15 protein-coding genes are annotated in these 13,261 nt (G+C 65.2%); 14 read left to right on the top strand and 1 reads right to left on the bottom strand.

Annotation, left to right across the window (positions count from 1 at the left end; genetic code table 11):
* The 14 genes from Q0Q02_RS20845 to Q0Q02_RS20910 form a co-directional block, all read left to right on the top strand.
* Positions 1–429, top strand: a 429-nt coding sequence (locus Q0Q02_RS20845) for an integrase core domain-containing protein (protein WP_293812370.1), incomplete at its 5' end; no start/stop codon positions are given.
* A gap of 218 nt (positions 430–647) precedes the next feature.
* A complete protein-coding gene (locus Q0Q02_RS20850) occupies positions 648–2,162 on the top strand; it encodes a PLP-dependent aminotransferase family protein (protein ID WP_293812372.1) in 1,515 nt (504 codons plus the stop codon).
* A 90-nt stretch (positions 2,163–2,252) separates the two neighbouring features.
* Positions 2,253–3,038, top strand: coding sequence for an ABC transporter ATP-binding protein (locus tag Q0Q02_RS20855; protein ID WP_293812395.1), 786 nt, complete (start codon positions 2,253–2,255; stop codon positions 3,036–3,038).
* Between the two features lie 47 nt (positions 3,039–3,085).
* Entirely contained in the window at positions 3,086–3,889 is an 804-nt protein-coding gene (locus Q0Q02_RS20860) for a transporter substrate-binding domain-containing protein (RefSeq protein ID WP_293812374.1), read from the top strand.
* A 72-nt stretch (positions 3,890–3,961) separates the two neighbouring features.
* Positions 3,962–4,654: an ABC transporter permease gene (locus Q0Q02_RS20865; protein ID WP_293812376.1), complete on the top strand. Its 693-nt coding sequence runs from the start codon at positions 3,962–3,964 to the stop codon at positions 4,652–4,654.
* Between the two features lies 1 nt (position 4,655).
* Positions 4,656–5,384: an ABC transporter permease gene (locus tag Q0Q02_RS20870; RefSeq protein WP_293812378.1), complete on the top strand. Its 729-nt coding sequence runs from the start codon at positions 4,656–4,658 to the stop codon at positions 5,382–5,384.
* A complete protein-coding gene (locus tag Q0Q02_RS20875) occupies positions 5,377–6,171 on the top strand; it encodes an inositol monophosphatase family protein (RefSeq protein WP_293812380.1) in 795 nt (264 codons plus the stop codon). Before Q0Q02_RS20870 ends, Q0Q02_RS20875 begins: the two co-directional genes overlap by 8 nt.
* Before the next feature lie 11 nt (positions 6,172–6,182).
* Complete coding sequence (locus Q0Q02_RS20880; protein ID WP_293812382.1) at positions 6,183–7,151, top strand: threonine/serine dehydratase; 969 nt, start codon at positions 6,183–6,185, stop codon at positions 7,149–7,151.
* Between the two features lie 559 nt (positions 7,152–7,710).
* Positions 7,711–7,905, top strand: coding sequence for a periplasmic nitrate reductase, NapE protein (napE, locus tag Q0Q02_RS20885; protein WP_293812384.1), 195 nt, complete (start codon positions 7,711–7,713; stop codon positions 7,903–7,905).
* A 10-nt stretch (positions 7,906–7,915) separates the two neighbouring features.
* Positions 7,916–8,425, top strand: coding sequence for a ferredoxin-type protein NapF (napF, locus tag Q0Q02_RS20890; protein ID WP_293812385.1), 510 nt, complete (start codon positions 7,916–7,918; stop codon positions 8,423–8,425).
* Positions 8,418–8,705 (top strand): chaperone NapD, encoded by a 288-nt coding sequence (locus tag Q0Q02_RS20895; protein WP_293812387.1) that lies wholly within the window; start codon positions 8,418–8,420, stop codon positions 8,703–8,705. Before napF ends, Q0Q02_RS20895 begins: the two co-directional genes overlap by 8 nt.
* Complete coding sequence (gene napA, locus Q0Q02_RS20900) at positions 8,702–11,203, top strand: periplasmic nitrate reductase subunit alpha (protein ID WP_293812388.1); 2,502 nt, start codon at positions 8,702–8,704, stop codon at positions 11,201–11,203. The genes Q0Q02_RS20895 and napA overlap by 4 nt, the downstream gene beginning before the upstream one ends.
* The gene (locus Q0Q02_RS20905) at positions 11,170–11,673 is read left to right on the top strand and encodes a nitrate reductase cytochrome c-type subunit (protein ID WP_293812390.1); all 504 of its coding nucleotides are present in this window, start codon (positions 11,170–11,172) and stop codon (positions 11,671–11,673) included. Before napA ends, Q0Q02_RS20905 begins: the two co-directional genes overlap by 34 nt.
* A gap of 12 nt (positions 11,674–11,685) precedes the next feature.
* Positions 11,686–12,408: a NapC/NirT family cytochrome c gene (locus Q0Q02_RS20910; RefSeq protein WP_293812392.1), complete on the top strand. Its 723-nt coding sequence runs from the start codon at positions 11,686–11,688 to the stop codon at positions 12,406–12,408.
* Between the two features lie 222 nt (positions 12,409–12,630).
* Here the strand turns inward: Q0Q02_RS20910 and Q0Q02_RS20915 are convergent, their stop codons facing one another.
* Positions 12,631–13,038: a hypothetical protein gene (locus Q0Q02_RS20915; RefSeq protein WP_293812394.1), complete on the bottom strand. Its 408-nt coding sequence runs from the start codon at positions 13,036–13,038 to the stop codon at positions 12,631–12,633.
* Positions 13,039–13,261 lie beyond the last annotated feature (223 nt).

The following is a 13,261-nucleotide window of genomic DNA, read 5'->3' on the forward strand; positions in this document are numbered from 1 at the left end:
CTTCATCATCGCGTGAAGCTCAACCCGCCCCGGACACAAAAGTTCAGACACTCCCTGGACACCGCCTTCTGCATCGAGGCCGTCGAGGATGCCATGGCCCGTTTCGGCAAGCCCGAAATCTTCAATACGGATCAGGGTTCGCAGTTCACCAGCCGCGAGTTCACCGCCCTGCTGATCGCAGCCGACATCAGGATCAGCATGGACGGCAAGGGCGCCTGGCGTGACAACGCGTTCGTCGAACGCCTCTGGAAATCGGTCAAATACGAGGAGGTCTATCTGCGCGCCTATGCCAGCGTATCGGAGGCCCGCGCCTCGATCGGCCGGTATCTCGACTTCTATAACAGCCGGAGGCCTCATCAGGGGCTGGCCCGGCAGACGCCCGACGAGGCTTACTTCAACGCGCTGCTGCCAATCCCGGCCGCGGCATAACAGAGGCTGAGAACCGCTCGGCCACAGCACCGAAACTGTTCAGATAAACCGAGCCGGCTCTGTTCCTTGCCCGACCAAGTGTCTGTACAAACTTCCGGACCGTCATCCCGCCCCACAAATGCAGCAGGCGATCAGCGTCGAAGCCTCGCGGCGCCGCGCGATTGCATTTCGCAGCCGTGGGAAGGCGCCAGCATTGAGGCATTCTCCCGAGCGGTGCCATGAGCAAGAGCTTCAGTTACCCCGTCTGGAACATCCTGCACCTGGAGCGCGGGGCGCGCGAGCCACTGCAGGGGCAGATATTCCACCAGCTCAGGACTGCGATCACGATCGGACAGATCGAGCGCGGAGCACGGTTGCCGCCGAGCCGCATGCTGGCAAAGGAACTCGGCATCGCGCGCAATACCGTGACGAATATCTACGACCGGCTGGCGGCCGAGGGTTACCTGCTCCACAAGGTCGGTGCCGGCACCTTTGTCGAAGCGATCCTCCCGGAAGATTACCAGACGAAGGGGGGGCAGCAAGTCTCGCCTCGCGCCTCGCCCATGGCGCCCTCGCAGCGCGGCCAGGCCATTCTCGCGATGCAGGTTCCCTGGGGGCGGATGGACCAGTTCGCGCTCAGCCCCGGCCTGCCGGCTCTCGACCAATTTCCGTTTGAGCGCTTCGCCGAGCTGTCCGCCCAGCATTGGCGCTCGCGAACCACGATCGACCTCGGCTATGGCGAGGGCGGCGGCCTGCATGCCTTGAAGGAGCAGATCGCCCTCTACCTGCGCGAAGCGCGCGGCGTCTGCTGCGATGCGGAGCAGGTCATCATCGTCAGCCATACCCTGCAGGCGCTGACCTTGGTGACCCAGGTGCTGCTCGACAGCGGAGATTCGGCCCTCGTCGAGGACCCTTCCTACATCGCGGAGCTCGCCAATCTGAGGGCGGCGGGCATTCGCCCGATCAGCGTTCCGATCGACGCCGAGGGTCTCGATCTTTCCGCCACCGACGTGACGGCGGAAAGGGCACGCCTCGCCGTTGCGACGCCTGTCGGCCAGTTCCCCTTCGGCAGCACGATGAGCATGGCACGCCGGCAGGCGTTGCTGGACTGGGCCTATGCCAACGATGCCTGGATCTTCGAGGACGACGTCAACAGCGAGATCCGCTGGTCCGGCGTGCCGTTGCCGCCTCTGGCGTCCTTGGATCGTCGCGGCCATGTCATCTACACGAGCTCCTTCAACCGCGTGCTCGCGCCGGGTCTCAGGCTCGGCTACCTCGTCGTGCCGCACGATCTCGTCGATGCCTTCACGATGATGCAGCAGGCCTTTTCGAGCCATGTGCCGCTGCCCCTGCAGAAAACCGTCGCCGATTTCATGGCGCAGGGCCATCTCGCCTCGCATATGCGGCGGATGCGAGCGATCTATCGCGAGCGCGCCGAGACTCTGACCGAAGGTCTGCGCCGCGAACTGGGCGACTGGCTCGAGGTGCCGGACGTGCCCGCCGGCCTCTACCTGACGGCCGTGGCGAAGGAGCCCGTCGACGACGTCGCCATCTCCAACGCGGCACTACGGCTTGGCCTCGATGTGCCGCCGCTCTCGCGCTACTGCGTCAGCGGGAGGGTGCTCGCCGGATTCATCTTCGGCTTCGGCAACACGCCCGCCTCGCGCATCCCCCACGTCGTGCGCAGCTTCGCGGCCTTGGTCCGCGCCGGTTCCGGGGCTTTGCCAGGCATTGGCTCCATGCCTCTCCGATAATTGGCTCTTGGCCGCTTTTCGCAAAGCCCAATACTGCGACCGACAGAGCGGGACCACCCGCCGGCAGTGAGGGGCTTTGACGTGAACCACATGGATAGCGGGGCGGCGCCGGCGTACCGGCCTGTCCTGGCCGCCAACGGCATTCGCAAGAGCTTCGGCGCGCTCGAGGTGCTGAGCGACGTCAGCCTGTCGGCGGGCGAGCATCAGGTCATCTCCATGATCGGTGCGAGCGGTTCCGGCAAGAGCACCTTCCTACGTTGCATCAACCTTCTCGAAGTTCCCGACGCCGGCTCGATCACCTTCGAGGGCGAGACGCTGGAGCTGCGGCGCCGCGGAGACCAGCCCGCGACGCTGAATAGCCGGCAGGTGGCGCGGATCCGAGCCCGGATGGGCATGGTCTTCCAGAGCTTCAACCTGTGGGCTCACCTGACGGTGCTCGAGAACGTCACCATCGCGCCGATCAAGGTGCTGGGGGTGCCGAAGGCGGCAGCCGTTGCGCGGGCCGAGGAGCTGCTCGCGAAAGTCGGCATGTACGACAAGCGCAACAGCTATCCGGCCCATATTTCCGGCGGCCAGCAGCAACGCTGTGCGATCGCGCGCGCGCTCGCCATGGAACCGAAGCTGCTGCTGTTCGACGAGCCGACCTCGGCGCTCGATCCGGAGCTGGTCGGCGAGGTGCTCCGCGTCATGCAGCTCCTCGCCGAGGAGGGGCGCACGATGATCGTCGTCACTCACGAGATGGGCTTCGCCCGGCAGGTCTCGAACGAGGTGCTCTTCCTGCATCAGGGGCGCATCGAGGAGCGCGGCCCGCCGGAGCAGGTCTTCGGTGCGCCAAGGAGCGAGCGCTGTCGGCAGTTCCTTGCCCGCGTGCTGTGAACGACCGCCGAGAGAAACCACGACAAAAGAGAGAAAGAGGGGTTGCCATGAAGACCAAAGCCATCGGCCTGATCGCATGCCTTGTTGGCCTTTCCGCTCTGCCCGCCTTGGCCAAGGATCTGCGTGTCGGCAGCGAATGCACCTACCCGCCCTTCAACTATCGCGACGCCAAGGGCGAGCTCCAGGGTTTCGACATCGACATCGCTCGTGAAGTCGGCAAGCGCATGAATGTCGGGCTCTCATTCGTCTGCCAGGCCTGGGAGGGCATGATTCCCGGTCTGCTCGCCGGCAAATACGACGTCATCCTGGCCAGCATGTCGATCACGCCGGACCGCCTGAAGAGCATCGACTTCAGCATCCCCTATCGCTCCTCCTCGGGCCGGTTCGCGGGAACCAAGAGCCTGGCTGCGAACAGCCCGTTCAAGGCGGATGGTTCGCCCAATCCCGACATCTTCAAAGGCAAGACCGTTGGCATCCAGCGTTCCTCGCAGTATCATCGTTACATCACGGAAAAATTCCCGACGGTGCAGGTGTCCCTCTACGACACCGTCGACAACATGCTCTTGGATTTGAAAGCCGGCCGCGTCGACGCCGTGATGCTGGGCCCGATCAAGCTCGCGGCCGACTTCCTCGACAAGCCGGACGGAGCGAACTTCGCTTTCATCGGTCCCGAGGTCGACGACGTGAGTTATTTCGGCCCCGGTGTCGGTGCCGGCATCCGCAAGGGCGACGGCGCGATCAAGGAATCGATCGACAAGGCGCTGGCCGAGATCATCAAGGACGGCACCTTCAAGCAGATCAACCAGAAATACTGGAAGTTCTCGGTCCTCGGCAGCGCCTGGAAGAACTGACCGGCCTGCCCGGCCCGGTTGCAGGGCGAGCGCCGTCGGCGCTCGCCTCTTTGCCCTCGCGCGAGAATGGCCATGGATATATTGCAGGGGTGGGGCGAGGCGATCGCCCGGGGAGCCGCCGTGACCGTCGCGGTCGCCCTGATGGCGCTGGCGCTCGGTCTGGTTTGGGGCGTGCTCGGCGCGCTGGCGCGCCTCTCCTCGTCGCGCATCCTGCGCAGGCTCGGCACGATCTACACGACGGTGATCCGCGGCACGCCGGAGCTGTTGATCATCCTCATCGTCTATTTCGGCGGCACGGTCGCCTTGACCGCTCTTGCGCGGAAGATCGTGCCCGATGCCGGCTATGTCGAGGTGCCGTCGATCGCTGCGGGCGTTTTCGCGCTCAGCCTGATCTTCGGCGGTTATGCCGCGGAAACGATACGGGGCGCCTTCCAGGCGATTCCCCGCGGACAGATCGAGGCAGCGGAAGCTTTCGGCCTGACAGGCTGGGTCGGCTTCGTCCACATCCGTTTCCCGCTGATGTGGCGCTATGCCTTGCCGGCGCTCGGCAACAACTGGATCTCGCTGGTCAAGGATACCTCGCTCATCTCGGTCGTCGGGCTGGAAGAGTTGATGCGGGTCAGCGCCATGGCGACCTCCGTCACGCGCGAACCTTTCATCTTTTACCTCGTGGCGGCGCTGGTCTACCTGGCACTGACCTTCGTCAACACGACGCTGTTGGGCTGGATGGAAGCCCGCTCGCAGCGCGGCGAGAGGAGGGGCTGACATGAACTTCACGCTCATGATCGACAGCATGCCTGCGCTCTTGCGCGGCACCGTCGTCACGATCCAGCTCCTCGCGGTCACGCTCACCTTGGGTATGGCGCTGGCGGTCCCGCTCGCGATCCTCAGGGTGCAACGCGCCCCGCTGCTGTCCTGGCCGGTCCGCGCCTACATCTATTTCTTCCGCGGCACGCCGCTTCTGGTGCAGATTTTCCTGTTCTATTACGGCCTGGCCCAGTTCGACGCCGTGCGCGAGAGCCTGTTCTGGCCTTATCTGCGCCAGCCCTATGTCTGCGCGCTGCTCACCTTCGTGCTGCACACCGCGGCCTACACAGCCAACATCCTGCGCGGCGCGATGGAGGCCGTTCCGGCCGGCGAGGTCGAGGCGGCACGCGCCTGCGGCATGCGTCCAGCCCAGGTCTACCGGCTGATCCTGCTGCCCCGCGCCTTCCGGCTCGGCTTGCCCGCCTACAGCAACGAGGTGATCGGCATGCTGAAGGGGACCTCGCTTGCCAGCACGGTGACCGTCATGGAGCTCACCGGCGTGGCCAACACCATCGTCGCGCAGAGCTTCTCGCCCTACGAGATCTTCGTCGCAGCTGCGCTGATCTATCTCGCGATCACCTTCGTGCTGACGCGCGCGCTGGCGCTCGTCGAGCATCACTGGAGCCGGCACATGCGGCCGGTCGACGTCCCGGCCGCGAAGGTCGGACAGGAGGAAGCCCATGCCTGACCCGATTCCGGAGGAGGCGCTCGCCTTCGCCGCCCAGCTTGCCGACGCCAGCGGCGCGATCATCCGCCAGTCGTTGGATGCCGGCCGGCACTACACCGCGAAGTCCGACAGCAGCCCGGTGACGGAGATCGATCGCCGCGTCGAGGCGACGCTGCGCGGCATGATCGAGCGCGCATTCCCCGACCATGGCATCCTCGGCGAGGAATATGGCAGCGCCGGGCTCGATCGCGATTTCGTCTGGGTGCTCGACCCGATCGACGGCACCAAGGCCTTCATCACGGGGATTCCGACCTTCGGCACGCTGATCGCGCTCGCTTATCGCGGCACGCCGATCCTCGGCGTGATCGACCACCCCGTCACGGGGGAGCGCTGGCTCGGCGCCGACGGCCACGGCACCATGCTGAACGGCACGCCTGTGCGGACGCGCGCCGCCAGTCTCGACAGCGCCATCCTCACCACCGGCGGTATCGACGCCTTCAGCGACAGCGAGTTCGACGGCTTCAGCCGCCTGCGACGTGCGACGAACTGGTGCGTCTATGGCGGTGGCTGCCTTGCCTATGGCCGGCTGGCCAGCGGCGCGATCGACCTCGGCGTCGAGTGCGGGCACGACCCCTTCGACTTCTGCGCCCTCGTACCGATCGTGACCAATGCCGGCGGCATGATCAGCGACTGGGAGGGCAACCCGCTGACCATCCATTCCGGGCATCGCTACCTGGTGAGCGGCACCCCCTCCATTCATGCTCGGGCGCTCGAACTGTTGACCTGCCCGGATTCACTCGCCGCCTGAGAAGCCCAGCCATGACAGCCCTTCCCGATCTTGCCGCCACGGCCAAGGCCATCGCCGCAGCCGAAGCCCGCATCCGCCCCCATATCCGCGAAACCTGGCTGGAACCCTCACCGATCCTGGCCGAGCGCATCGGCGCACCGGTGTTCGCTAAGCTCGAGAACCTGCAGCAGACCGGCTCGTTCAAGGCCCGCGGCGCACTGAACAAGATCCTTGCCGCTCCGGGTGACGGGCGCCTTGTCGTCACGGCCTCTACCGGCAATCATGGCGCCGGCGTCGCCTATGCCTTATCGCGTGTCGGCCGCCGCGGTATCGTCTTCGTGCCGGAAGGGGCCTCGGAAGCAAAGGTCGCTTTCATCCGCAGGCTTGGCGCGCAGGTCGAAACCTACGGACAGGATTCGATCGAGACCGAGCTGCATGTCCGCCGACTTGCCGAGGCGGAGGGACACCTCTTCGTCCCGCCCTACAACGATCCTGAGGTGCTGGCCGGCCAAGGCACGATCGCACGGGAACTGCTTCGCCAGGGGCCACGCATCGACAATGTCTTCGTCTCGGTTGGCGGTGGCGGCCTGATCTCCGGCATCGCCGCCGGTCTGAAGGCCGAGCGACCGGACATCCGGGTCTTCGGGTGCTCGGCCGCCGCTTCCTGCGTGATGGCGCGCTCGGTCGCGGCTGGCCGCATGCTTGATCTCCCCTCCGAGCCGACCTTGTCGGACGGCACCGCGGGCGGCGTCGAGGGGGACACGATCACGTTCGACTACTGCCGAACCCTTGTCGATGATTGGATCGAAGTGGAGGAGGACGAGATCGCTTCCGCGCTACGCCTCTTCCTCGACGGGCATCGGATGTTGATCGAAGGCGCAGCTGCGGTTGCCATTGCGGCCGCACTGAAGCAGGCCGCTGAGGTCGGTCTTTCGGGAACCTCTGTGATCGTCTGCTGCGGAGGCAACATCGGCCGCAATACCCTCAGGCAGATCCTGTGACGGCGGGCACCACGCGGACGGAGTGATTGACCGAGGCGCGCAATGGCGAGTTTGATGGCCCGGTAGCTCTCTGCTCGCCGGCCAGGGGAGCATCGCAATTTCTTGCGGTGCAGTCCGGCTCCTCTCCTAACGTCAAGTTTATGAAATTCACGGGGACTCTGTCAGTTCGGCAGAATCCGTACGGCGTTTTGCCCATCATTACCCCTCCTCTCCGGAACGGAGGCCTCCGATAGGCCCGGGGCCGTTCAGACAAAGCACAGCTCGCCCGCCGGCACGGTATCTCCGGACGCCCTGCCACCGTCACGAGTTCTGACCTGAAGCTCGTCGCGTTGGAGGGCAGCGCCTTCACGCCTTCAGCTCGCAGCACGGCGTGCAGTGCTCGGCGCATCGGATTCGCAGCCTGCTCCGGTGCAGATTTGCGCTAGGTCAACTGTCGCGGCGCGAAGCTGGCTCGATTCACATTCGAGTGGACAAGCTCTGCCGGATCAGCTTCTCTTTCGTTGATCTCTAATCTGGTGGCGGCGCGATTTGTGAACGCCCGCACGCGAAAGGGCGAGAGATGACGACCGAGACCGCAGGGGCGAGCGGCCCGGAAGCTGCTCCTGAAAGAGCGACGAGACGAGCCGAATTCCTGGCTTTCCTGACGCTGGCCGTGCTGATCTGGCCGATCGTCGCGGTGGGCATCGTCGGGGGATATGGCTTCCTGGTATGGATGTTCCAGTTGGTCGCCGGTCCGCCCGGCTCTCCGCATTGAGGATGCGGCTGTGGAACGCTCGACCATCGATCGTGGGCGCCGCAACTTCCTGACCGGCAGGCGCCTCTCGCTGCCCGACAGGGTTCGTCCCCCATGGTCCCGCACCGCGTCGATCGCCGCGGCCTGTACCGGTTGCGGCGCCTGCGTGCCGGCCTGCCCGCAGCGCATCGTCATCCTCGACGAATCCGGCCGGGCCGCCCTGGATTTCGGGATGGGCGAGTGCAGCTTCTGCGGCGCTTGCGCCGAGGCCTGTCCCGAGCCTGTCTTCGATCGTTTGCTGCCGGCCTTCGACCATGTCGCGGTAGTCGGTGCCGACTGCTTCGCCGGCCGCGGCATCGTCTGCCAGAGCTGCGGCGATGCCTGTCCGGAGAGCGCGATCCGTTTTCGCCCACGGCTCGGCGGCCCGGCCCTGCCGGAGATCGCGGCGGATCGCTGCAATGGCTGCGGGGCCTGCATCGCGGCCTGCCCGGCGCAGGCCGTCGCCGTCGGTGCGCGCCCGGTGGAGGCTGCCCATGTCTGAGCGTCCTCGCCAGCGCTTCCACCATATTTCGAGCGCCGTCGTCTCGGCCCTGCCGGCAAAGGTCGAGGCCGTGCTCGCGCGTATCGCAGAGCTTCCCGAGACCGAAATCCATCGGGTCGAGAACGGCAAGATCGTGATCGTCCTGGAAGGCTCCAGCACGGGCGTGATCGGCGACCGGTTGGCCGCCATCAGCCTGATCGACGGCGTGCTCTCGGCCAACATGGTGTTCGAGCAGATCGAAGACCTCGAAACCCTCGACGACCCCGGAGTGATCCCATGACCCTGTCCCGTCGCGAGATGCTGAAGGCGCAGGCGGCCGGCGTCGCCGCGCTCGCCGCCAATATGAGCGTGCCGGCCGAGGCGCAGCCGGTGACCGGCGGCGTCGATACCCTGCAGATCAAATGGTCGAAGGCGCCCTGCCGCTTCTGCGGCACCGGCTGCGGCGTCATGGTCGGCGTCAAGGAGGGCAAGGTCATCGCCACCCATGGCGACATGAAGGCCGACGTCAATCGCGGCCTGAACTGCATCAAGGGCTATTTCCTCTCCAAGATCATGTACGGCAACGACCGGCTGACCCAGCCGCTGCTGCGCAAGAAGAACGGCGTCTATGCGAAGGACGGCGAGTTCACCCCGGTTTCCTGGGACGAAGCCTTCGACACGATGGCCGCCAAGGCCAAGGCCACCCTGAAGGCCAAGGGGCCGACCGCGCTCGGCATGTTCGGCTCCGGCCAGTGGACGATCTTCGAGGGCTATGCCGCGACCAAGCTGATGCGGGCCGGCTTCCGCTCCAACAATCTCGACCCGAATGCCCGCCACTGCATGGCCTCGGCGGCTTATGCCTTCATGCGCACCTTCGGCATGGACGAGCCGATGGGCTGCTACGACGATTTCGAGCATGCCGACGCCTTCGTGCTCTGGGGCTCGAACATGGCGGAGATGCACCCGATCCTGTGGACGCGGGTGACGGATCGCCGGCTCGGCCAGCCGCATGTGAAGGTCGCGGTGCTCTCGACCTTCACCCATCGCAGCTCGGACCTCGCCGATATCCCGATCGTGTTCAAGCCGGGCACGGATCTGGCGATCCTCAATTACATCGCCAATCACATCATCACGACGGGGCGGGTGAACAAGGATTTCGTCGGCAAGCACACCACTTTCGTGAAGGGCGCAACCGAGATCGGCTACGGCCTGCGTCCCGATGATCCGCGTGAGGTCAAGGCGAAGAAGGCGGCCGATCCCGCCGCGACGACGCCGATCGATTTCGAGGCCTATGCCGCCTTCGTGAAGGATTACACGCTGGAGAAGGTCTCAGCCCTGACCGGCGTCGAGCCCGGCTTCCTGCAGCAGCTCGCCGAGCTCTATGCCGATCCCAAGCGCAAGGTCACCTCGTTCTGGACGATGGGCTTCAACCAGCATGTGCGCGGCGTCTGGGCGAACCAGCTCGTCTACAACCTGCACCTGCTGACGGGTAAGATCTCGGAGCCCGGCAACAGCCCGTTCTCGCTCACCGGCCAGCCCTCGGCCTGCGGCACGGCGCGCGAGGTCGGCACCTTCGCCCATCGCTTGCCGGCGGACATGACAGTGGTCAATCCCGAGCACCGCAAGCATGCCGAGGAGATCTGGCGTGTCCCGAACGGGATCATCCCGGAGAAGCCCGGCTACCATGCCGTCGAGCAGGACCGGATGCTCAAGGACGGCAAGCTCAATTTCTACTGGATCCAGGTCAACAACAACCTGCAGGCGGGGCCCAACAGCAGCAACGAGACCTATCCCGGCTACCGCAACCCCGAGAACTTCATCGTCGTCTCGGATGCCTATCCGACGGTGACGGCGATGGCCGCCGACCTGATCCTGCCGGCTGCGATGTGGGTCGAGAAGGAGGGTGCCTACGGCAATGCCGAGCGGCGCACCCATGTCTGGCACCAGCTCGTCGACGCGCCGGGCCAGGCCCGCTCCGATCTTTGGCAGCTCATGGAGTTCTCCAAGCGCTTCACCACGGACGAGGTCTGGCCGGCGGAGATCCTCGCCGCCAACCCGAACTACAAGGGCAAGACGCTGTTCGACGTGCTCTACCGCAACGGCCAAGTCGACAAGTTCCCGCTCTCCGAGACCGATCCCGACTACGCGAACCAGGAATCGAAGGATTTCGGTTTCTACGTCCATAAGGGCCTGTTCGAGGAATACGCAGCGTTCGGCCGCGGCCATGGCCATGATCTCGGACCTTACGACCTCTACCATCAGGTCCGTGGCCTGCGCTGGCCGGTGGTCGACGGCAAGGAAACGCTCTGGCGCTATCGCGAGGGGCTCGATCCTTATGTGAAGCCGGGCAAGGGTGTCGAGTTCTACGGCAACAAGGACGGCAAGGCCCGCATCATCGCGGTGCCCTACGAGCCGCCGGCGGAATCGCCCGACAACGAATACGATCTCTGGCTCGTCACCGGCCGCGTGCTGGAACACTGGCATTCCGGCTCGATGACGATGCGCGTTCCGGAGCTCTACAAGGCCTTTCCCGGCGCGCGCTGCTTCATGCATCCGGAGGATGCCCGCAAGCGCGGGCTCAACCAGGGCGCCGAGATTCGGCTGATCTCGCGACGCGGCGAGATGCGCACCCGCGTCGAGACGCGGGGACGCAACCGCATGCCGCCCGGCGTGGTCTTCGTGCCCTGGTTCGATGCCAGCCAGCTGATCAACAAGACGACGCTCGACGCCACCGATCCCATCTCCAAGCAGACGGATTTCAAGAAATGCGCGGTCAAGATCGTTCCGGTCTCGGGCTGATGCGCTCGCGGACCTTCTTTGGGGCCGCCCTGGCGGCCGGCCTCGTCCTCGCCTTCGGCGCTGCAATCTCCCAGGAGGGCGCGCCGGTAAAGATCGTCCCGCGCCTGACCGGCACGGCCGATCCGATGGCGCTCGAGCGCGTGCCGGCGCTCGGCCGCCCGGTCGTCGACGATGTCCGGCGCATGCGCAACTATCCGGAGCAGCCGCCGGTGATCCCGCATGCGATCGACGGCTACCAACTCACCCTCAACACCAATCGCTGCATGGACTGCCACAAGCGCGAGTTCACCGAAGGCTCGGGTGCGCCGATGATCAGCGTGACCCATTTCCAGGATCGCGACGGGCAGGTGCTCTCGGACGTGACGCCGCGCCGCTATTTCTGTACCGCCTGCCATGTCCAGCAGACTGATGTCGCGCCCCTGGTCCCGAACCGGTTCCAGGATGCCAAAGACATCGGTCGGACGCCTTGAGGCGCGTGCATCATGGCCAGGCTTAAATCCCTTATCCTCTGGTGCTGGAGCATCGTCGTGCGCTTCTGGCGCATCATCAGCCGGCCGAGCGCCTATCTGCCGCTCGGCCTTCTGACGCTCGGCGGCTTCGTCGGAGGCGTGCTTTTCTGGGGCGGTTTCAACACGGCGCTGGAAGTTACCAACACCGAGAAGTTCTGCACCTCCTGTCACGAGATGCGCGACAACGTCTATCAGGAGCTGCAGTCGACGGTGCATTTCTCCAACCGTTCGGGCGTGCGCGCGACCTGCCCGGATTGCCACGTCCCGCATAACTGGACCGACAAGATCGCCCGCAAGATGCAGGCTTCGAAGGAAGTCTGGGGCAAGATCTTCGGCACGATCTCGACGCGCGAGAAATTCCTGAACATGCGCCTCGAACTCGCCAAGCACGAATGGTCCCGGTTGAAGGCGAACGACTCGCTGGAGTGCCGGAACTGTCATTCCTCCGTCGCGATGGACTTCACCAAGCAGACGCGCCGGGCAGCCGAGATTCACGGGCGCTTCCTGACCACGGGCGAGAAGACCTGCATCGACTGCCACAAGGGCATCGCGCATCTGCTGCCGGACATGAGGGGAATCGAGCCCGGCTGGAAGGAGGCGCCCGAGCTGCAGGGCAAGGGCAGTGCCTCCTGGCATGAACCGGAGCGGGCGGTGCGCTCTTACCTAGCCGAGATCAACACGCGTCGGGTCGATTAGGCGACGTTGCGACGTCCGTTGATCACCCAACCTTGCGGTCCTTTTGGCAGATCGATGCTTGAGGCCAAGCGATGCGAACCGAAGCCGTCATGTGACCTCTTGTCGGAGGTCGCCATCGGTCGCGAGTAGCCTTTTATCTGAAGGGCTAAGAATGTCGGGTTTCCGTCAGAGTGCACGGGCTCGGTTTATCTGAACAGTTTCGGTGCTGTGGCCGAGGGGGTTTCAGCCTCGGTTATGCTGCCGCCGGGATTGGCAGCAGCGCGTTGAGCTATGCTTGGTCGGGCGTGCGCCGGCTCTGGAGCGTGCCGTACGGATGCCGCTCAGGATCTCGGGTGTCGGGCTTTCCTTCGCTTCGAGCAGACGCGCGAGTTCGAGCCAGCGCTTCTGCCCTTTGATCACCACGGCCGAAGGATTGATTGAGCTTTCCAGCAAGGTGCAGCGTGTCGCTGAGCTCGAAGGCGGCGATGCCCCCGGGGCTCCGGCTGAAGCCTGCGCGTCGACGAAGACCGTGGAGCCGCCGATATAGCCGCTGCGGAGCGGGAGGATCTGGCCGGATGCCAGGCCGGGCGCGATCTCGTGCGCCAGGGCGGCATGTCGGTCCGCTGCGGGGGAGACCACGACGACACCCATTCCGGCAATGGCCGTAGCCCCGTTCACTGCAGCAGTCTCTGCGGTCGTGATCCTGCCATCTGGCTGAAGGGGATGCTCTGTCGTCGCCGCGCAAGTGCGTTGAGCAGCTAGCAAATTTATTGGTCGGAAATTGTCGCAAGACCCTGTTGACATGGGAACGGTGTCGCGCCTATAACGCGGCCATCGAGACGGCGCCGCCGGTGAGCGGCGCCTCTTCTGCGCT

Origin of the sequence: uncultured Allobosea sp., assembly GCF_945956895.1 — a bacterium.
Classification (GTDB): domain Bacteria; phylum Pseudomonadota; class Alphaproteobacteria; order Rhizobiales; family Beijerinckiaceae; genus Allobosea.